We start from the raw sequence: 19,934 nt of genomic DNA, 5'->3' as shown, positions 1-19,934 counted from the left end.
CATTCAGTTCTTAAGCCGCCAGATCATCTGCACTGAGCGCAAACAGGTCCTCTGCCCCGTTTTGCGCCTGAACCAGCAGACTGGAATATTGTGGGAGCAAACTGTTAATATAGAACCGCGCCAGCTTACCTCGCGCACCCTGCGGATCGGCCAATGCCGCCTTAAGGTGATAGTGCCCGCCCAGAACACGCGCAAACGCGTGCAGGTAGGCATGCGCCCCGGCAAACCGGTTGTTCATATCCCCTTGGCTGACAATCCATTCTGTTGCTTCGCGCAAGGACTCGGTCGCCTCCCACACGGGACCGGCAAGATCAGGCAGCGCAGCGCGGGCCTGTTCGGCATGATCCTCGATCTCATCCAACAGGCGCGAGGCGGCTTCGCCCTCATCCATCATCTTGCGGGCAACAAGGTCCATGGCCTGAATGCCATTTGTGCCTTCATAGATCGCTGTTACGCGGACATCGCGGTAGTACTGAGCCGCCCCGGTTTCTTCGATCACACCCATGCCGCCATGCACCTGAACACCTGTTTCCGAGACGCGCATCCCGGTCTGTGATCCAAAGGCTTTGCAAACAGGGGTCAACAGTGCCGCACGCGCGGCCCATTCGGCATCCTCAGTGGCCTGCGCCATATCAATGGCCACCGCATTCGCCAGCATAATTGCGCGTGCTGCAAAGGTGTCGGCACGCATCTCGGCCAACATCCGGCGTACATCGGCATGATCTATGATGGTGCCCGAGGGCATTTTGCCCTGTTTGCGATCCAGCGCATAGGTCAGCGCGTGTTGATAGGCTGCCTCGGCCACGCCCACGCCCTGTCCGCCCACGCCCAGGCGTGCATTGTTCATCATGGTGAACATGGCCGCCATACCGCCATGTTCTTTCCCAACAAGCCAGCCGGTTGCACCGTCATATTGCATCACGCAGGTCGGTGAGCCGTGCAGGCCAAGCTTATGTTCAAGCGAGACAACTTTCAGATCATTGGCAACGCCCGGATTGCCCTCGGCATCCGGAATGAACTTGGGCACCAGAAACAGCGAAATCCCCTTGGTGCCGGGAACCCCATCAGGCAGGCGCGCCAAAACAAGATGGCAGACATTCCCCGCAAAATCGTTATCACCCCAGGAGATATAGATCTTCTGCCCCGTGATTGCGTAGGTGCCGTCCCCTTTGGGTTCAGCTTTCGAGGTCAGCGCGCCAACATCGGACCCGGCCTGCGGTTCGGTCAGGTTCATGGTCCCCGACCATTCGCCCGCCATCATCTTGGGCAGGTACAGCGCCTTGAGGTCATCGCTGGCATGATGTTCCAGTGCCTCGATCTGGCCTTGAGTCATCAGCGGGGCCAATTGCAGCGACAGGCAAGCTGCGCTCATCATCTCGTTCACGGCGGTGGTGATAGTCATCGGCAGGCCCATGCCGCCATATTCCGGATCGCCACTGATGCCGATCCAGCCACCTTCGGCAATCGCATTCCAGCCATCGGCATAACCGGGCGAGCTGCGCAGAACGCCGTTTTCCAACCGAGCGGGCGTCAGATCACCAGGCCGCTGAAGCGGGGCCAGAACCTCTTCGCACATCTTGCCTGCCTCAGACAGGATCGCGCTGACCACATCCGGGCTAGCATCTGTAAAGCGATCCGTCGCAGCGATCTGATCGAAGCCCACAACGTTTTTGAACAGGAACTGATAGTCTGAAAGCGGCGCGCGGTATGGCATTGTTTCCCTCAGGGGCTGTCTGATCGGCTGTTTGCAGGCGGGCTTGGAATTCCGACACTGCACCGGTATGCATCAAGGCTTGGAAGCATTACCTAACGTTCCCTATGATCCGAGCAACCGAAACGCGGCGTCACCAGACATGATCTCAACGACTCTCGATCTGACAGCGAACCCAGGCGGCATTGCACGGGCCGCAGACCTTTTGCGGCAGGGCTTGCTGGTGGCCTTTGCAACCGAGACCGTCTATGGCCTTGGCGGCGACGCCCGGAACGGCGAGGCGGTCGCCGCGATCTATGAGGCCAAGGGACGGCCCAGCTTTAACCCGCTGATCGCCCATGTCGCCTCGGTAGAATCGGCCCGGCGATTTGTCGACTGGTCAGACCATGCAGAAACGCTTGCCAATGTTTTTTGGCCCGGACCACTGACACTGGTTCTGCCCTTGCGGGATGGTCATGGAATCTCTCCGTTGGTCACTGCAGGGTTGGAAACACTGGCCGTCCGCGTCCCGGCCCACCAAACGGCCCGAGACCTGCTGACCGCCTTTGACGGCCCAGTGGCAGCCCCATCCGCCAATCCCTCTGGCCAGATCAGCCCGACCACCGCCGATCATGTGCGTGCAGGGCTTGGCGACCGAATTTCTGCCATTCTGGATGACGGCCCCTGTGGTGTCGGTTTGGAATCGACCATTGTCGGGCTGGCCGGGGAGCCCACCTTGCTGCGCCCCGGCGGCATCGCGCTTGAGGATGTCGAAACCGCCCTCAACACACGCCTGCACTTGCATCAAGCCGGAGATCATCTGACCGCACCGGGACAACTGCAATCGCATTACGCGCCGGACGCGCCGGTTCGCCTGAATGCGCAGTCGAAGCAGGGTGATGAGGTTTTACTGGGCTTTGGTTCGGTCGACTGCGACCTGAACTTGTCCGAGAGCGGGAACCTGATCGAAGCCGCCGCCAATCTGTTTGCCGCATTGCACAGATTGAACGAAACGGGCCGACCGATTGCTGTGTCCCCAATTCCCGATCATGATCTGGGGGCCGCTATCAATGACCGCCTGCGCCGTGCTGCAGCACCGCGCGACAGCTGATCACGCGCGCCCGGCACTGGCAGACAAGCTCAGCGGATCGACACCCAGCGTGGCCAGAGCGGCCTCCCATTTGTCATCATCGGGGACGTCGAACACCAGTTGCGAGCTCGCCTCGGCTGTCAGCCAGCCATTCATGACGATCTCATCCTCCAGCTGTCCGGGGCCCCAGCCAGCATATCCCAGCGTGACCATCGAATCCAATGGACCCCGACCAGAGGCAAGATCCTCAAGCACATCCAGCGTTGCGGTCATGCTGAAAGACTCCGAGATTTGCAACGAATGCAGATTGGCGTCGTAGTCAGCACTATGCAGAACAAAGCCGCGCGACATCTCGACCGGGCCGCCGAAATGCACAAGGCGTTCCCCGACAACCGGTATGCGGCAGGCGATGTTAAGCTGCCCCAGCAGGGCTTTGATACGAAGGTCCGAGGGTTTGTTGATGATCAACCCCATCGCGCCGTCATCGCCATGGCTGCACATATAGACAACCGAATGGTCGAAACGCGGATCGCCCATGCCGGGCATCGCAATCAACAGTTTTCCGGTCAGGTTCATAGGGCGGGGTCTCTTTGTGATGGTACCTCAACAATGACCTTGTGGCCCTGCGATTGGCAAGATGCCACATAGGTTTTTGGCAGATTTCAGTCCGGTGACCCGAACGTGACTTGGATTTCAACCGCGTACCGCGCATGTATAGGGCATGAACGCGCTCAAGAAACCCATCGCAGCCGCTGTTGCAGCCTGCCTGTGTGCCATTTCACCTGCCTCGGCACAGCAGTTAGATGGTGTTGTCCAACTGGACATTCTGGATGGGGGTCAGACCACCAATGGCACCTATCTGGGGGCGTTGCGCCTGACCTTGCAGGATGGCTGGAAAACCTACTGGCGCGCGCCGGGGGATGCGGGGATTCCGCCGCAATTTGACTGGACCGGTTCGCGCAATGTTGGCGATGTGTCGATCACATGGCCTGCACCGGATGTGTTTGACCAGAATGGGCTGCAATCCATCGGGTACGAGGATCAACTGGTTTTGCCGGTTGAGATCACGCCGAAAAACCCAGCTAAACCTGTTCGCCTGCGCGGCGAGATGGATTTGGGCGTCTGCAAGGATGTCTGCATCCCCGAGCGGCTGGATTTCGACCATACACTGGACGCCAAGGCCGACCGCAACCCGACTATCGCTGCAGCGCTGGCCCAACGTCCGTTTTCGGCAAGAGAGGCCAATGTTTCATCCGCACGATGCAGCCTGACACCGACAGCAGACGGCATGCAGATCGAGGCGCGCGTGACCATGCCGTCAGCAGGTGGACAGGAGATAGCGGTGATCGAACCGGGCAACCCGGTGCTTTGGGCCTCGCAGCCCGAAACAGTGCGTCGGGGCGGTACGCTCATCGCAACGGCTGAGGTCATTAACGCCTCAGGCACGCCCTTCGCGTTGGAGCGCTCCGAGATTCGGATCACGGTTCTGGGTGCGAACCATGCAGTAGATATACAGGGTTGCACCGGAGGGTGATCGCATGACCCAGACCCCGAAGATCGGTGCGCTGGCGGTAGTGCTGCATCAGGATCAGGTTCTGCTGGTGCAACGCAGCAAACAGCCAGACCGGGGATTATGGGGATTTCCAGGCGGCCATGTGGAATGGGGCGAAACCGTTCTTGAGGCGGCACAGCGAGAGTTGTTTGAAGAAACATCGGTCACCGCGCAGCCATCGCACTATCTGAACAATCTGGATCTTTTGCACCGGGATGAGGTCGGGGATGTGATCTCACACTACCTGCTGGTGGGGGTTGCCTGTAACTATCAGTCCGGTGAGCCAACAGCCGGAGACGACGCATTGGATGCGCGTTGGTTTCCGATTGAGCGGATCCGCCGCGGCGATCTTCAAATGAGCGCGCGGGTTCCGCAGCTGCTGGAGCGCGCTCTGCGTGACAATTAAGCACCCACGTGGTTTTTTAGCCGCGCGTAGAGCAGCCCGGACGCGGCAAAACTCAGCACAACAATCGGAATAGCCCCGATCAGAAATGCGCCCAGCCCCATATCCAGAACGCCCGCGCCATCATCAGCTGGGTAGAGCGCGGACAGGATGCCCATCGGTGCACCGGCGAATGCAGGCCACATCATAGTCACTGCAAACCAAAGCATCAGCGCCGCTCCGGTGGCCGCGACAGCGCCCTGCAACACCCGATCCGGCGCGCGCACGGCACGGCGCATGGCTGTCATCGGGCGGGAGACGTCATTCAGAATGGCCAGCAAGGCCGGAACCAGAACCAAAACCAGCAACATGCCAAAACCCAAGCCGTAGACCAGAGTGATCACGGTCGGCTTCAAAAATTGTGCTTGCTGAGAGCCTTCATACAGCAACGGCGTCAGGCCCAGCACTGTCGTCAGCGTCGTCAGCATCACCGGGCGCAAACGATCAGCGGTGCCTTCGACAATCGACGGCACCAGACCGCGTTCCTGCTGATAGCCATCTATGGTTGTCACCAAAACAATTGAATCATTGATGATAATCCCGGTCATACCCAGCAGGCCAACAACCGTGAACATGCTCAGCGGCACATCCCAGATATAATGCCCCCAGATCGCACCCACCAAGCCAAACGGGATAATGGCCATCACCACCAGCGGTCTGGACCAACTGGCAAAGACCCAGGCCAGCACCAGATAAATCCCGGTCAGGCACAGGATCAGGCCCGTGCGCGCCTCGGACAGGAACTCGTTTTCCTGCTCGCTCAGCCCCGCCATGCGCCATTCGACCTGTCGTTCAGCAGCGATGTTGGGCAAAATCTCTTCGTTCAGCGCGCGTTCAATCTCTGCCGCGCGGGTCGGGTCATCCTCGGAGATGTCGCCATTGACCGAGATCACCCGCAACCCGTTTTCGCGCCGCACGGTTGAGAAGCCGGATTTCCGCTCGACCGAGACAATATCGGCCAACGGCACATAAACCCCATCGGGTGTGCGCATCAGCGTGCGTTCAAGGAAATCAGCCGTCAGTTCGCCTTCGGGCAGTTCCACCCGAATTTCGGCACTGCGAGGCCCATCCGGGAAGGTCGCGGCCTCGATCCCGTTCAATCTGTTGCGCAATACGCGCCCCAGAGTTTCGATGCGGAAGCCCAAAGCCTGCCCCTGCGCGGTCAGGTCCAGAATGTACTCTTCCTTGTCGTAGGCAAGATTGTCCTCAAGCGCCGAGACCTCAGGGTATTTAGACAATTCAGTCTGAAGGTCCTCTGATGCGGCCTTGAGCGTGTTCACGTCGGAACCGTAGAACTGCACGTCGATGGCATCGCCACCTGGGCCGGACCGCCAGCCTCGGAAGCTGATCAGCTCGACCTTGGGATGGCGGGGCACGAAATCCTGAAGCTCGCCCACAAACTCAAAACTGGAATATGGGCGCAGGTCAGCATCAATCAGTTCGATCGAGATGCCGCCCAGCAGATCATCATCCTTGCCTTCGGCGGCGGACAGGCCAAACCCGGCGCTGCCGCCAACTTCAGCCAGAACATAGTCGATGGGATTGCGGCCATGGCGTTCTTCGTAAATTGCGCCCAGTTCTTCGGCGGCCTGCTGCAACTGGCGCATCATCTCGAACGTATCGGAACGGGTCGCCCCTTCGGCCATGATAAAGTTGCCGGTAACCGAACCGCGCTCGGGCGCATTAAAGAACCGCCAATTCACATCGCCCCGGATGAACAGGGCAATCTGGCTGGCCAGAATGACAACCATCAAGGCGACGACCACATAGCGTGCCCAGACCACCCAGGCGATGAAGGGCCGGAACAGACGATCCCGCACCCAGCGGAACCCGCGGTTGACGATCCGATTGGGCAGGTCGTACCAGTGCTCCTTCGCCGAATGGGCGATGGCATGGGCCATGTGGTTGGGCAGGATCAAGAAACACTCGATCAGAGAGGCCGCAAGTACAGCGATCACGGTGAATGGGATATCCCGGATCAGCTCTCCGAACCGACCACCGACAAGGGTCAGGCCGAAGAACGCGATCACGGTTGTCAAAGTCGCCGCGAATACCGGCATGGCCATCCGTCGGGCGGCGCGTTCAGCCGCAACCATGGGCGGTTCGCCTAGACGGCGGGCACGAAAATCAGCGTGTTCGCCCACGACGATCGCGTCGTCCACCACAATGCCTAGGGTGATGATCAGGCCGAACAAAGAGACCATGTTGATCGACAGTCCGCCTAGGTACATCAGCGCAATGGCGGCTGACATCGCGACGGGAATGCCTGCGGCCACCCAGAAAGCAATCCGCGCATTGAGGAACAGAAAAAGCAGGCACACAACCAGCCCAAGCCCGACAAGGCCGTTGTCGATCAGAATGTCCAGACGGTCTGTGATGGACTGCGCCCGCGTCCGGATCAACTCGACCGTGACGCCTTCAGGCAGGCTGGCCTGCATCTCGGCCACCACGTCTTCGACCTGGTGTTGAATGCCGATGGCATCGCCGAGATTTGAACGATCCACCCGAATGGACATGGCCGGATCTTCGCCAACAAAGTAGCTGCGATTGCGGTCAACCCCTTCAACCCGGATCTGCGCGACATCGCCCACGAACAGTTTGGAGCCGTCCGCAAAATTGCGCAGTGCGATGCCTTCGATCTCTTCCGGGGTGCGTTTCTCCGAACCTGTCCGGATACGGGCATTGGCGCCCGTGACGTCCCCGGCGGGGCTGGCGTTAACCTCGGCAGCAATGGCCGAGGAGATGTCAGACAAGGCAATGTCGTTGGCGATCAATTGCGCCGTTGGAACCTCGACCACCACGCGCGGCGCAGCCAAACCTCGGATCGTGGTGCGTGTAACACCCGCAGCGAACAGCCTGTTGATCAGTTCATCGGTAAACTTTGCCAGCTGGTCAGGCGCCACCGGGCCGGTGATCACAACATCTGTTACACGATCACGCCAAGCCCCGCGCCGGATCGAGGGTTCTTCGGCGTCTTCAGGCAAAGTTGTGACACTATCAACGGCGGTCCGAACATCTTCGACGGCGCGGGACATATCCCAGTTGGCTTCGAACTCAAGCCGGATGTTCGCGGACCCTTCTCGTGAAGTGGCTGTGGTACTGGCTACGCCCTCGACCGCCAGCAGCTCGGGCTCCAGCAGTTGAACAATACCGTTATCAACATCCTCGGGGCCTGCGCCCTCCCACTCGACGTTAACATCGACCCGTTCCAGTATGACATCGGGAAAGAACTGCGCGCGCATGTTCGGGATCGCGGCAGTCCCGAGAACGAGCATAACCAGTAACAGAAGATTGGCGACCGTCCGGTGTCGGGTGAAATAGCTCAGAATGCCGCCCGCCGCGCTTGGGATTTCGCGCATCATAGCGCTTAGCCTCCGGCCCGGTTTTCAATACGACGGACCAGCGAGGCAGGCACTTGAGCCGCTTCCAACTGACCCAGCATTCGGGTTTTGACATCCTGAGGCATACCTTCGCTGGCCTCAACCTGCGCGACAAGCTGCGCGCGCTGCGTATCCGTCAACTCGACCATATCCGCGTCGGCGCTTTCCTCGACCCGCAGGGGGCGCACGCGCACGCCCGAGCCCAGCAACGGCGTGCGGCCAATAACCACTTCGCGACCTTCCAGGCTGTCGCCGCGCAGCAAAACCTCATCTCCCTGCCGTCGGACCAATTGCACCGGCAAGGTTTCCAGACGGTCATCCGCGCCCAGCACCAGTACCGTGCCCGCCGCATCCAGAACGGATGAGGGCAAACGCACCACGGCGTCGACCGCCTGTTCCTGAACGGTGACCGTCACAAAATCCCCTGGTTTGAAGCCCGAAGCGCTATCCAATCGTGCGAAGATCAGACGACCTGTCTGCCCTTCGCCCGCTGATCCGCTGTCGCGGCTGATCCGTCCTGTTGCAGTCAGGTCGGCCCCCGTCACCTCAAGCGACACGGTTACCGGAGCGTTTAATAGGGTTCCATCTTCATCCAGCAATCGGACAAATTGGGCCGTCGAAACCCGAAAGGCAACTTCCAACGCATCAGGGTCTACCAGCTCGGCCAGTTTTTCGTTGGCCGAAACCAAGCGCCCCTCGACCAATGTGACATCGGTCAGCGTGCCTGCGAACCCGGCCCGAATGGTCATATCATCCAGATCGCGTTCTGCCGCTTCAAGCGCAATCCGCGCGCGGGCCAATAGCGTGGTGGCCTGATCCACACGCGATTCAGCCTGCGCCAGGGCGATGCGACGCGCCAGAACAGATTGCTGGGCAGAGGTGGCCGACAATTCGGCCTCCTCCACGCTCGCAGTCGCGCCCACACCGCGGGATTCCAGATCGCGTTGCCGTTGCAGGGCACGTTCGCGCAGCTCAGCCTGCGCTTCAGCCGATTTCAACTCATCCTGCGCCAGCAGCAGGGACCGTTCCGCATCGCGTTCCTCGAACTGGGCATCCAGCAGATCGGATTTGGCCCGGTCCAAGGCAGATTGCGTATCCGCAGGGTCCAGCTCGACCAAAACTTCACCCGCCGTGACCGTCCCGCCATCCTCGAAGTCATCGGCGAGTGAGATCACGCGACCACCCAGCGCTGCGCGCAGTTCAAGCCGACGGCGGCTTTGCACTTCACCAAAGGCTTCCAAATAAGGCGTTACAGTCTGTAACTCAGCTGTTCTGACGGACACTGTGAAAACACGCTCACGCGCCGCGGGTTTTGCAGTGTCGCGCGCGATCACATCTTGGACCGCGCCCGTGATCATTTGGGCTGCGACAAACAGCAAAGCCAACGTCAGCGACGCCAGAAAGACACCGACAAGACTTTGCCTTAGAAAACGCATTCTCACTTACCCCGGTTGCGATGGGCTACCTTTCGCAAAATGTAGCTGGACGGTGAAATATGCCAAGCCACAATGCGGTTATAAGGTGTTAAACGTAGGAACAGTCTACTTCCGTCGCAGATGTTCGTCCAATCGCGGCATTATTTCCACAAAGTTGCAGGGGCGATGGCGGTAGTCGAATTGTTTTTCCAAAATACCGTCCCATGCATCCTTGCACGCACCCGGGCTGCCCGGCAGGGCAAACAGATAAGTGCCGCCAGCAACACCGCCAGTCGCGCGGGATTGCACGGCAGAGGTTCCGATCTTCTCCATCGACAGAATGGTGAAGACGGTTCCAAAGGCATCAATCTCTTTCTCATAGACATCGCGATGCGCTTCGACCGTGACATCGCGCCCGGTCAGGCCCGTGCCTCCGGTTGAGATCACAACGTCGATCTGCGGGTCTTCGATCCATGCACGCAGCTTATCAGCGATCTGCGCACGCTCATCGGGCAGGATTTGCCGATCTGCAACGGCGTGACCCGCCGCTTTGATCCGATCGACCAGCGTTTGACCGGATCGATCGTCGTCAAGCGACCGCGTGTCCGAGACCGTCAGGACCGCAATACGAACCGCAATAAAGTCTTTTTCCTGATCGATCATCACGACACCTCGAACCAATTCACCTTGGGCCCCAGATTGGCGATTTGAGCCCGGCCCAGCGTTCCGCGATAGCCCCAGCTGTCGTGGATATGGCCACAGAAAACCAGCTTGGGCTGAAGCCGTTCCACAGCATCGCGCACAGCCACCGAACCGACCGAGACACCTTGCGATGTTACATCTCCATACCCTTTAGGCGGAGAATGCACGATCAAAACATCGGCGTCGTCACAGCGATCCAGCAGTTCCGAAGCCTCTGGCTCGGACAGATCACAGGACCAATCGCCAAATGGCGTGGCGGGTACTCCGTAGCCCAGCCCGAACAGTTGCATCCCATCGACCGTCATTCCGGTGCCATGCAGAACATGGGCGCCATCCGGCGCGGCATCGCTCAGCTCATCCGCGCTTTCCGCATTTCCGGGCACCAGCACCAGCGGCGCCAAGATACCCGACAGCATCTGCATGGCCTCGCCCAATCCCTGGCGCATATTGCAGTAGTCCCCGGCCCCGATCACCAGATCGGCCTGCGCGCTGGCCGCAACGAGATCAGCCGCCCGGTTGCGCGCCATATGAAGGTCTGAGAAAGCCAAAACACGCATCATCCTGCCCCCAGCCGTGCTTTCAACTCCAACAGATCGGCCCAAGCCTCTCGTTTCATCTGCGGTTGGCGCAGTAGGTAAGCGGGGTGGAACATCGGGATCACCGGCAAATCCAGCGCGTGTTCCCAAGTACCGCGTAAGCGCGTGATGCCGCGTTTACCCAGAACGGCTTGGCAGCTGATATTGCCCATCACCACGAGAACCTCGGGCTTGGCCAGCGCCACATGGCGTTCCAGAAACGGCTTCATCATACCGATCTCTTCCGGCTTCGGATCGCGGTTCTGTGGGGGGCGCCAGGGCAACACATTGGTGATATACACATTCTGCGCGCGATCCAGATCAATCGCCGCCAGCATCCGATCCAGCAGCTGACCCGCGTGTCCGACAAAGGGCTTGCCCTCACGATCTTCATCCCGGCCCGGAGCTTCGCCAATGATCATCACGCGCCCGCCCGGAGTACCATCTGCAAACACCAACTGCCGCGCACCGCGTTTCAGCTCACAATGTTCAAATGTCTCCATCGCCGCGCGCAATTCATCCAGTGATCCGGCGCTTTGTGCTGCGGATTTTGCGATGGCAACCGGGTCAACCTGCTCTGGTTTCTCGGTCGCGGCCTCGGGGTTGGCCTGTTCCTTGGGCTTGGGCGCGGTATCGGGCAGCGCATACCGGTCGATTGGCGCGTTGCCAATCGCCTCGGTCACGCCCAGTTCGATCTGCCAGTCCAACAGCGCCCGTGCGGTGTGATAATCCATGCCCGATTCCATACCCCACAATCTAACCGGCTTTTGACCGATGGAAAGCGAATAGACCTTGCCACGGCGCTGGGTCGCACCGACCATGATCCTGTTATGCCATCGATCTTGCGATTCCTTCTGATTGCTCTGCTTCTGAGTGCCCCGGCGGGCCCGCTACACGCGCAGCTTTCCATCGGCAATGACCAATGCCGCGGGGGTCAATTCGCCTGCGGCAGCCGGTGTTGTTCGGGCGGGCAAAGATGCAGCTTTGATGGACACTGCATCCCTCTGGGTGGCACCTATTGCGGTGGCGGGCGCAGCTGTGGCCCATTCGAGCGCTGTGTCGCGGGTGGCACGCGATGTGCACCGCAAGGTGCAAATGCCTGCAATTCGAGCCTCGATTGCCCCAGCGGGAGCCGCTGCAATGGCCGTGGCAAATGCGAGCTGATCCGCCCCGATATCGAACTAAACCTACCGCAGCCCTGCGCCGATGGCCGGATCTGCGTGCGCGGATCCTACTGCCTGCCGCAAGGTGGATGCTCGCGTCCTGGGTGGTACCTATGCGAAAAAACCGGATCGCAGTGTCGCCAAGGTTTCAAATGCTCCAGAAATCAGGGCTGTGTCCCTGTCAAAGCCATCGATTGCGGATATGGCAAATGGTGCAAACCGGGCGAACAATGCCTGCCGCAGGGGGGATGCCAGAAACTGCCCGACAGCACAGAACCTTAGGTTGCCTTGCCTCGCGCGGCTTTCTATAAGCGGTCCGATTGTCAGACAGGAGCCCGCCCATGCGTTTCGCCCATCGTCACCTTCTTGGCATCGAGCATCTGTCGCAATCCGATATCACCGCCATTCTTGACCTGGCCGAGACCTATGTCGATATGAACCGTCAGTCGACCAAACACTCGGACGTGCTGTCCGGGCTGACCCAGATCAACATGTTCTTTGAAAACTCGACCCGCACGCAAGCGAGCTTTGAGATCGCGGGTAAGCGTCTGGGCGCGGATGTGATGAATATGGCGATGCAGGCCAGTTCGATCAAAAAGGGCGAAACCCTGATTGATACAGCAATGACATTAAACGCGATGCATCCCGACCTGCTGGTGGTGCGCCATCCACAATCTGGTGCAGTCGATCTGCTGGCGCAGAAAGTGAATTGCGCCGTGCTGAATGCAGGCGACGGGCGGCACGAACATCCGACCCAAGCGCTGCTGGATGCATTGACCATCCGCCGCGCCAAGGGGCGCTTGCATCGCCTGAACATCGCCATTTGCGGCGATGTGGCCCATTCCCGCGTGGCGCGTTCGAACCTGATCCTGCTGGGCAAGATGGAGAACCGCATCCGTCTGATCGGCCCCCCCACGCTGGTGCCTGCGCAATTCGCCGAGTTCGGGGCCGAGATTTATGATGATATGACCGAAGGCCTGCGGGATGTGGATGTCGTCATGATGCTGCGCCTTCAGAAAGAACGGATGGATGGCGGGTTCATTCCGTCAGAGCGCGAGTACTATCACCGCTATGGCCTTGACGCAGTCAAACTTGCGCAAGCCAAACCCGACGCCATCGTCATGCACCCGGGTCCAATGAACCGAGGGGTCGAGATCGACGGCACGCTGGCGGATGACATCAACCGTTCGGTCATTCAGGAACAGGTCGAGATGGGCGTCGCCGTCCGCATGGCCGCCATGGAACTGCTGGCCCGCAACCTGCGCGAGGCCGCATGAGCGACCTGACCGTTCTTCCCCACGAACGCGGTGTCATTCGCCTGTTTGCACTGAACATGCGCCCGGAAGAGGCCAAGTTTCTGCGCGAACCTGGTGCTGCTGATCAGGTTTTGGGGGTTGCCAATCTGGACCCAGAACAGATCGACATCTTTCCTGTGTCTGATCTCGAAGACCTGGGCCTTTGGGGCTATCTGAACGAAGGGGGCGGCGTCTCCGAAGACCAATTGGATCGCGCGGCGCTGGACGCTGTTAAAGGCTGGGTCATGGCTCTGCGCAGCGCTGCGTTCAAAGGACAGTCTGCGGTGCTTACCCCGGATCCGCGCGTTCAGTTAATTGGTTTGTTCACGGAAGAGGCCACAAACTGGACTGGCGGTCGGATCGAAACCGAAAGTGCCAAGCCGTTTTCAGCACCGCAGCCGCCGGCGCAAGACGACAGGCCGCGCCGAATGGGCTCGGCTGCGCTGGCCTTGTTCATATTAATGGTGATCGGAGGTGTCCTGTGGCTGATCCTGTGATCTTTGCCCCCGACAAGGGCGCATATATTCGTACCAATGCCTGGCTGGCCGCTGCTGCAATGGCCGGGGCGATGGTCGTGCTCTGGTTGGTCGGAAACCCCTATGTCTGGACCGGTGCGCCTGCTGGACTAGCAGCCATCGGCCTGCGCGCATGGTATCTGGCTTCGGAAGAACTGACCGCCAAATGGGAAATGACCGATACGTTGCTGACAGGCCCGGGCCCGCGCAAGGTTGCGCTGACCCAGATCGAAGCCGTGAACACCATGGGCAGTTTCGTCCAGCTTGTGACCAAGAGCGGCGACAAGCATCTAATCAAGTACCAGGCGGATCCCACCGCAACCAAAGCCGCTATCGAAAGGGCCTTGCCATGAGCACCGTTTTGTTTACCAACGCGCGCCTGATCAACCCGGAGAACGGGACGGATGCGACCGGATGGCTGCAAGTCGCGGACGGGCGGATCGTGGCGAACGGCGAAGGCGATGCCCCTGCGGTGGACGGGCAGGTCGTGGACTGCAATGGCAAATGCCTGGCCCCCGGCATTGTCGATATCGGCGTTAAAGTGTGTGAACCAGGCGAGCGGCACAAGGAAAGCTACAAATCCGCAGGTCTCGCGGCAGCGGCGGGTGGGGTGACCACGTTGGTCACGCGCCCCGATACCACACCTGCCATCGACACGCCGGAAACGCTGGAATTTGCAACACGCCGCGCCCAGGCTGATACGCCTGTGAACGTTCTGCCAATGGCCGCTCTAACCAAAGGGCGTGAGGGGCGCGAGATGACCGAGATCGGGTTTCTGATGGATGCCGGTGCAGTCGCCTTTACGGATTGCGATCATGTGGTGACCAACACCAAGGTATTCGCGCGCGCGCTGACCTATGCGCGGTCCTGCGGGGCGTTGGTGATAGCGCATCCGCAGGAACCGGGGCTCAGCGCCGGGGCTGCTGCGACCAGCGGTAAATTCGCCGCGTTGCGCGGCCTGCCCGCAGTGTCAGCCCGGGCGGAACGGATGGGGCTGGACCGCGACATCGCATTGCTGGAAATGACTGGCGCGGCCTATCACGCAGATCAGATCACGACGGCTCGCGCCTTGCCCGCATTGGAACGCGCCAAGCGCAATGGTTTGGACATCACCGCCGGAACCTCGATCCACCACCTGACGCTGAATGAGCTGGACGTGGCCGACTATCGCACTTTCTTCAAAGTCAAACCACCGCTGCGGTCAGAGGATGACCGGCAGGCGGTGATTGAAGCGGTGCGAACGGGCCTAATCGACACGATCAGTTCCATGCACACCCCGCAGGACGAGGAAAGCAAACGCCTGCCGTTTGAAGAGGCTGCCTCGGGCGCGGTTGCGTTGGAGACATTGTTGCCCGCAGCGCTGCGCCTGTATCATTCGGGTCAGTTGGATTTGCCAACCCTGTTCCGTGCCATGACCCTGAACCCGGCCAAACGCCTGGGTTTGAACACTGGTCGTTTGTCCACAGATGCGCCAGCCGATCTGGTCTTGTTTGATCCTGATGTTCCTTTTGTGCTGGACCGGTTTACACTCCGATCCAAATCACAAAACACGCCATTTGACGGGCAGCGGATGCAGGGTAAGGTCATTGCGACCTACGTGGCCGGCAAAGAAGTCTACCGGAGAACTTGATGCCCTTGATTGACAGTACACAATCCGAATTGCTGCTGTGGGCGGCCATGGGCTACCTTTTGGGGTCAATTCCCTTTGGCCTGATCCTGGCCAAGCTTATGGGGCTGGGCAATCTGCGCCAGATCGGGTCAGGTAATATCGGAGCCACCAATGTGCTTCGAACCGGCAACAAGGCCGCCGCCGCCCTGACCCTGCTGTTCGATGCTGCAAAAGGCGCTGTGGCGGTTCTGCTGGCGCGCGCCTTTGCCGGTGAAGACGCGGCCCAGATTGCAGCGCTCATGGCGTTTTTGGGCCATTGCTATCCCGTTTGGTTAAGCTTCAAGGGCGGCAAGGGCGTGGCCACATTCCTCGGCCTTTGGCTGGCACTGGATTGGCGGGTCGGTGTTGCCTGCTGTCTGACGTGGTTGGTTGCGGCGGCGATCTGGCGGATATCCTCAATCGGCGCACTGGCGGCGGCCGCATTGTCGACCACCTGGATCGTGGTGCTGACGGATGGCTCCACCTTCGTTTTGGGTATTGCGCTCACCTTGCTGGTCTACTGGCGCCACAACGCCAATGTAGCACGTATCAAGGCGGGGACTGAGCCCAAGATCGGAAAGCCGTGACCGCGACCGACGCGTTCACCCGCGCCTTTTTCGCATTGCCCTTGGGCACATTCACTGGCCGCGCCCAGGGGCGGCGCTATGTGGTCTCGCGTCAGGCCATAGCAGGAAACAAGTCCCATAAGCTTGTGGCGCGTGAGCTTGGTGGCTCGGACTATATAAGCCTGAACCTCTATCAAACACGCAACAGCGGCGCATTGCTGCGCCCTTGCGAAATGCCTGCCCAGAAGGTTACCGACTTTGTTCTGGCACTGACGCCCGAGGACTAACCCGACCACATTTCTGAACAGCATCTCTGCACCTCTGCACAATCACAATTGATTGCTTTGAACGTGAACATCCGGCTTCCCACCTGAGGTTCTGTGACGGCCAATTACCGGCGTCACAGGACAAAATCCGGGATCGCAAATCGCAATTACGGCGACCGCGCGCATCCCCTTTCACGAAAGGTGAAGCTATGAACACGTTTAAATCTCTGATCGGTGGCGTTGCACTGTCTGTTGCCCTGGCAACTTCGACCCTGGCCGCAGGCGTTGAAATCAATGCCAGCTCGACCGGGCTGGCGATGCAGGGCTATGACCCGGTTGCGTATTTTACCGAAGGTGAAGCCACCAAGGGCGATTACCGCATCACCACACTGCATGATGACGCAATGTACCGCTTCTCGTCCGAGGAAAACAAAGCCGCATTTGAAGCCAACCCCGAAGCATATCTGCCTGCATATGGCGGCTACTGCGCCTTCGGTGCGGCGATGGGCTTCAAGTTTGATGGTGACCCGAACCATTGGAAAATCGTCGACAACACACTGTATCTGAACCTGTCGAAAGACATTCAGGAACGCTGGGAGGGCGACATCCCAGGTTTCATCGAACAAGCCAGCACAAACTGGGAAGACATTGCTGACAAAGCTCCGGCTGAACTGCAGCAATAATCCGCCTAGAAATTATCGTCTGTCGGCGGCAGCTCGTTCTGCCGCCGCTTCTTATTTGAAGCCATCGCGGCGCATCCTACCTTTCAGAGTACAGACCCGGTCATGGCGGGCACAGGCCGGTCGAATTGACCAGCATTCCGTACGGAAAATATGGGCAACGGTGATCCAGTCTCGGATTGAGACCGTAACAGCTTGTACAATCGCGCAGCCACAAACCCAAGGCAGCTGCGCGCATATTTCGAATGAAAGGATCAGAAGATGAAAGTGAAACTGGCTCTAATAGCAGCTGTATCGAGTATGACGGCCGGGTCGCTCATGGCGCAGTCCACCGGAGACTGGACCGGATTCTACGGCGGTTTGCAGTTGGGTTATCTCGACGCTGACACCAACCTTTCCGGCGTCGATGGTGATGGTGCGATTGGCGGCATCATCCTGGGCTACGATTATGATTTGGGCGACTGGGTTGTTGGTGGTGGTTTTGACTATGACTGGGCAGATATCGACCTGTCGGGCGCGGCCACAATCGAGGATGTCTGGCGTATCAAAGCGCGTGCGGGTTACAAAGTGACCCCCCAAGGATTGCTTTACGGCGTTGGCGGCTATGCCGAAGCCGGGACCGATACCTTGGGCAGCGATGATGGTTGGTTCATCGGCGCAGGATATGAACAAGCCGTTGCCCCCAATGTCACCATCGGGGCCGAGTTGCTGTATCATGAATTCGACAACTTCAACTCTAGCGGCGTGGATGTCGATGCCACCACACTTCAGTTCCGTGCAGCGTATCGTTTCTGATCCGCTTTGGCATATCAAACAGACCCGGCGCATCCCGCCGGGTCTTTCCGTTCAAACATCCAATATCGTGCTACCGGTGGTCTGGCGCGCCTCAAGCGCGCGATGCGCGTCGGCGATCTGATCCAGAGGAAAACGCTGGTCGATATGAATCTTGACCTCGCCACCTTCGACCTTACCAAACAACCGCCGCGCCATGGCCTGACAGACCGTGTGATCGCCAATATGCGTAAATAGGGTTGGACGGGTGATCTTGAGCGATCCTTTCTGCCCCAGGATCCCGATATTCACAGGCGGCACCGGCCCCGAAGCATTGCCGAATGAGATCATCATCCCAAGCGGTTTCAGGCAGTCCAGCGACCCCTCAAACGTGTCGGCGCCGACCGAATCCATCACCACGTCAACGCCGTGCCCATTGGTGATCTCGGCCACGCGTTCGACGAAGTTCTCGGTGCGGTAGTTGATGCAATGCGCCGCGCCGTTGAACTGGGCCAGCGCGCATTTCTCATCTGTACCGGCAGTACCGATCAGAGTGATGCCTTCGGATTTCGCCCATTGGCAGGCGATCAGGCCGACACCCCCGGCCGCAGCGTGGAACAACACCGTATCCCCGCGACGCAAAGGCGTGGTGCGGTGGAACAGATATTCAACGGTCATGCCCTTCAGCATCATCGCCGCCGCCGCTTCGAATGAAATGCCGTCTGGCAACGGACAAACCTGAGCCGCTGGCATCACCCGCGCCTCGCAATAGGCGCCCGACGGTGCGGCAGCATAGGCGGCGTGCTGACCCGGTGTCAGATGAGCGACTCCGTCGCCAACGGCTTCGATCACGCCCGACGCTTCCATCCCCAGCGCATGCGGCAACTCCAACGGATAGAGGCCGGTGCGCTGATAAACATCGATGAAGTTCAGGCCGCAAGCATGATGGCGGATGCGAACCTCACCTGGACCGGGATCGCCCAAGGGCCGATCTTCGATCTGCAAGACCTCGGAGCCGCCGAATTCGTGGATGACGACTGTGCGCGCAGTATTCTGCATTCTGAACCTCCTCTTGCCTGACCCCAAGCTAGCATGCTTGCGTGACAGGGCAATCAGGAGCTTGTGCTGCGGCGAGTTTGCGCGCGGATCAAACCCCGCGCATCGCCGCTAGCCCGCAACGTTCAGAACGATTTTGCCAATATGGGTCGAGCTTTCCATATGCGCGTGTGCCGCCGCAGCATCCGCCAGGGGAAATTCGCTGTCCATGACCGGGGCAACCCTGCCCGCAGCCAGCAAAGGCCAGACAGCTTCACGCAGGTCCTGCGCGATCTTGGCTTTGGCCAGATCGCTTTGCGGGCGCAAGGTACTGCCGGTCAGCGTCAGGCGTTTGACCATCATCAGAGCAAAATTCAACTCAGCCACAGGGCCTTGCAGGAACGCGATTTGAACCAGCCGCCCATCCTCAGCCAACGCCTTCACGTTGCGCGGGATGTAGTCACCGCCCACCATGTCAAGGATCAGGTTCGCCCCGCCTTCAGCGCGCATGACACCTACGAAATCTTCGTCGCGGTAGTTGATGGCCTTCTCTGCCCCCAATTTCACGCAGGCGGCGCATTTCTCATCCGAGCCAGCAGTTGCAAAGACCCGCGCTCCAAAGGCATTGGCCAGCTGGATCGCAGTGGTTCCGATGCCGCTGGACCCACCATGAACAAGGAAGCGCTCGCCTGGTTTCAGACTGCCGCGCGTGAACACGTTGGACCAGACGGTAAAGAAGGTCTCGGGCAGGCAAGCCGCTTGCTTCATGTCCATCCCGTCTGGAACAGGCAGGCAATGCGCAGCGGGCGTGGCGACGTATTCGGCGTAACCGCCACCGGGCAACAAGGCGCAGACCTGATCGCCCAATGCCAAACCTTCGACGCCTGTGCCCATGGCAACTACCTCGCCCGAGGCCTCCAGCCCCGGCAGATCGCTGGCTCCGGGCGGGGGATCATAGGCTCCGGCACGTTGCAAAGCGTCCGGGCGGTTCACACCGGCATAGGCGACCTTCAGCACAACTTGTCCGGCGTCCGCCATCGGCATCGGTCGCTCAGTCAGCTTAAGAACATCGGGACCACCGGGCTGAGTGATTTCGACAGCGCGCATCATTCGGGTCATGGGCAAATCTCCTTTGCGCAATGCCTAGCT

21 protein-coding genes are annotated in these 19,934 nt (G+C 59.6%); 12 read left to right on the top strand and 9 right to left on the bottom strand.

Annotated features, from left to right (window positions below):
- Window positions 1-10 precede the first annotated feature (10 nt).
- Complete coding sequence (locus AC2FGE_RS09440; RefSeq protein WP_496818963.1) at window positions 11-1,714, bottom strand: acyl-CoA dehydrogenase; 1,704 nt, start codon at window positions 1,712-1,714, stop codon at window positions 11-13.
- Window positions 1,715-1,853: 139 nt separating this feature from the next.
- Here AC2FGE_RS09440 and AC2FGE_RS09435 point away from each other — a divergent pair, with 139 nt between their 5' ends.
- Window positions 1,854-2,801 (top strand): L-threonylcarbamoyladenylate synthase, encoded by a 948-nt coding sequence (locus tag AC2FGE_RS09435; protein WP_496818962.1) that lies wholly within the window; start codon window positions 1,854-1,856, stop codon window positions 2,799-2,801.
- Here the strand turns inward: AC2FGE_RS09435 and AC2FGE_RS09430 are convergent, their stop codons facing one another.
- The gene (locus tag AC2FGE_RS09430; RefSeq protein ID WP_496818961.1) at window positions 2,802-3,356 is read right to left on the bottom strand and encodes a YqgE/AlgH family protein; all 555 of its coding nucleotides are present in this window, start codon (window positions 3,354-3,356) and stop codon (window positions 2,802-2,804) included.
- A 145-nt stretch (window positions 3,357-3,501) separates the two neighbouring features.
- On the opposite strand from AC2FGE_RS09430, the gene AC2FGE_RS09425 reads away from it, so the two are divergent.
- Together AC2FGE_RS09425 and AC2FGE_RS09420 are read left to right on the top strand one after the other, a co-directional pair.
- A complete protein-coding gene (locus AC2FGE_RS09425; RefSeq protein ID WP_496818960.1) occupies window positions 3,502-4,314 on the top strand; it encodes a protein-disulfide reductase DsbD domain-containing protein in 813 nt (270 codons plus the stop codon).
- Window positions 4,315-4,318: 4 nt separating this feature from the next.
- Window positions 4,319-4,738 carry an NUDIX hydrolase gene (locus AC2FGE_RS09420; RefSeq protein WP_496818959.1) on the top strand — a complete coding sequence of 140 codons (420 nt, stop codon included), beginning with the start codon at window positions 4,319-4,321 and terminating at the stop codon, window positions 4,736-4,738.
- Here the strand turns inward: AC2FGE_RS09420 and AC2FGE_RS09415 are convergent.
- From AC2FGE_RS09415 to AC2FGE_RS09395, 5 genes are all read right to left on the bottom strand, one after another.
- On the bottom strand, window positions 4,735-8,136 hold the full coding sequence (locus AC2FGE_RS09415) for an efflux RND transporter permease subunit (RefSeq protein WP_496818958.1): 3,402 nt from the start codon (window positions 8,134-8,136) through the stop codon (window positions 4,735-4,737). The genes AC2FGE_RS09420 and AC2FGE_RS09415 overlap by 4 nt on opposite strands.
- A 5-nt stretch (window positions 8,137-8,141) precedes the next feature.
- A complete protein-coding gene (locus AC2FGE_RS09410; protein ID WP_496818957.1) occupies window positions 8,142-9,590 on the bottom strand; it encodes an efflux RND transporter periplasmic adaptor subunit in 1,449 nt (482 codons plus the stop codon).
- A 105-nt stretch (window positions 9,591-9,695) separates the two neighbouring features.
- Entirely contained in the window at window positions 9,696-10,232 is a 537-nt protein-coding gene (gene moaB, locus AC2FGE_RS09405; RefSeq protein ID WP_496818955.1) for a molybdenum cofactor biosynthesis protein B, read from the bottom strand.
- A complete protein-coding gene (locus AC2FGE_RS09400) occupies window positions 10,232-10,828 on the bottom strand; it encodes a metallophosphoesterase family protein (protein ID WP_496819254.1) in 597 nt (198 codons plus the stop codon). The genes moaB and AC2FGE_RS09400 overlap by 1 nt, the downstream gene beginning before the upstream one ends.
- Window positions 10,828-11,592: a uracil-DNA glycosylase gene (locus AC2FGE_RS09395; protein WP_496819253.1), complete on the bottom strand. Its 765-nt coding sequence runs from the start codon at window positions 11,590-11,592 to the stop codon at window positions 10,828-10,830. Before AC2FGE_RS09395 ends, AC2FGE_RS09400 begins: the two co-directional genes overlap by 1 nt.
- A gap of 169 nt (window positions 11,593-11,761) precedes the next feature.
- Between AC2FGE_RS09395 and AC2FGE_RS09390 the strand changes: the two genes are divergently transcribed.
- The 9 genes from AC2FGE_RS09390 (at window position 11,762) to AC2FGE_RS09350 (ending at window position 17,774) form a co-directional block, all read left to right on the top strand.
- Window positions 11,762-12,010 (top strand): hypothetical protein, encoded by a 249-nt coding sequence (locus AC2FGE_RS09390; RefSeq protein WP_496818954.1) that lies wholly within the window; start codon window positions 11,762-11,764, stop codon window positions 12,008-12,010.
- Window positions 12,011-12,350: 340 nt separating this feature from the next.
- Window positions 12,351-13,286: an aspartate carbamoyltransferase catalytic subunit gene (locus AC2FGE_RS09385; protein ID WP_480548465.1), complete on the top strand. Its 936-nt coding sequence runs from the start codon at window positions 12,351-12,353 to the stop codon at window positions 13,284-13,286.
- A complete protein-coding gene (locus tag AC2FGE_RS09380) occupies window positions 13,283-13,801 on the top strand; it encodes a hypothetical protein (protein ID WP_496818952.1) in 519 nt (172 codons plus the stop codon). The genes AC2FGE_RS09385 and AC2FGE_RS09380 overlap by 4 nt, the downstream gene beginning before the upstream one ends.
- Complete coding sequence (locus AC2FGE_RS09375) at window positions 13,786-14,172, top strand: hypothetical protein (protein WP_496818951.1); 387 nt, start codon at window positions 13,786-13,788, stop codon at window positions 14,170-14,172. Before AC2FGE_RS09380 ends, AC2FGE_RS09375 begins: the two co-directional genes overlap by 16 nt.
- Window positions 14,169-15,449 (top strand): dihydroorotase, encoded by a 1,281-nt coding sequence (pyrC, locus tag AC2FGE_RS09370; protein WP_496818950.1) that lies wholly within the window; start codon window positions 14,169-14,171, stop codon window positions 15,447-15,449. Before AC2FGE_RS09375 ends, pyrC begins: the two co-directional genes overlap by 4 nt.
- On the top strand, window positions 15,449-16,054 hold the full coding sequence (gene plsY, locus AC2FGE_RS09365; protein WP_496818949.1) for a glycerol-3-phosphate 1-O-acyltransferase PlsY: 606 nt from the start codon (window positions 15,449-15,451) through the stop codon (window positions 16,052-16,054). The genes pyrC and plsY overlap by 1 nt, the downstream gene beginning before the upstream one ends.
- Complete coding sequence (locus tag AC2FGE_RS09360) at window positions 16,051-16,320, top strand: hypothetical protein (protein WP_496818948.1); 270 nt, start codon at window positions 16,051-16,053, stop codon at window positions 16,318-16,320. The genes plsY and AC2FGE_RS09360 overlap by 4 nt, the downstream gene beginning before the upstream one ends.
- A gap of 188 nt (window positions 16,321-16,508) precedes the next feature.
- On the top strand, window positions 16,509-16,982 hold the full coding sequence (locus AC2FGE_RS09355; RefSeq protein ID WP_496818947.1) for a YHS domain-containing (seleno)protein: 474 nt from the start codon (window positions 16,509-16,511) through the stop codon (window positions 16,980-16,982).
- Window positions 16,983-17,240: 258 nt separating this feature from the next.
- A complete protein-coding gene (locus AC2FGE_RS09350; RefSeq protein ID WP_496818946.1) occupies window positions 17,241-17,774 on the top strand; it encodes an outer membrane protein in 534 nt (177 codons plus the stop codon).
- 51 nt (window positions 17,775-17,825) lie between these two features.
- Here AC2FGE_RS09350 and AC2FGE_RS09345 read toward each other — a convergent pair whose 3' ends face one another.
- Entirely contained in the window at window positions 17,826-18,809 is a 984-nt protein-coding gene (locus AC2FGE_RS09345; RefSeq protein WP_496818945.1) for a quinone oxidoreductase family protein, read from the bottom strand.
- A gap of 108 nt (window positions 18,810-18,917) precedes the next feature.
- Window positions 18,918-19,904 carry an NAD(P)H-quinone oxidoreductase gene (locus AC2FGE_RS09340; RefSeq protein WP_496818944.1) on the bottom strand — a complete coding sequence of 329 codons (987 nt, stop codon included), beginning with the start codon at window positions 19,902-19,904 and terminating at the stop codon, window positions 18,918-18,920.
- Between the last annotated feature and the right edge of the window lie 30 nt (window positions 19,905-19,934).

The sequence above is a fragment of the Ruegeria sp. YTSA075 genome (assembly GCF_059610245.1).
The sequence above is the reverse complement of the archived record's forward strand: the minus strand, read 5'-3'. Positions and strand labels throughout refer to the sequence as shown.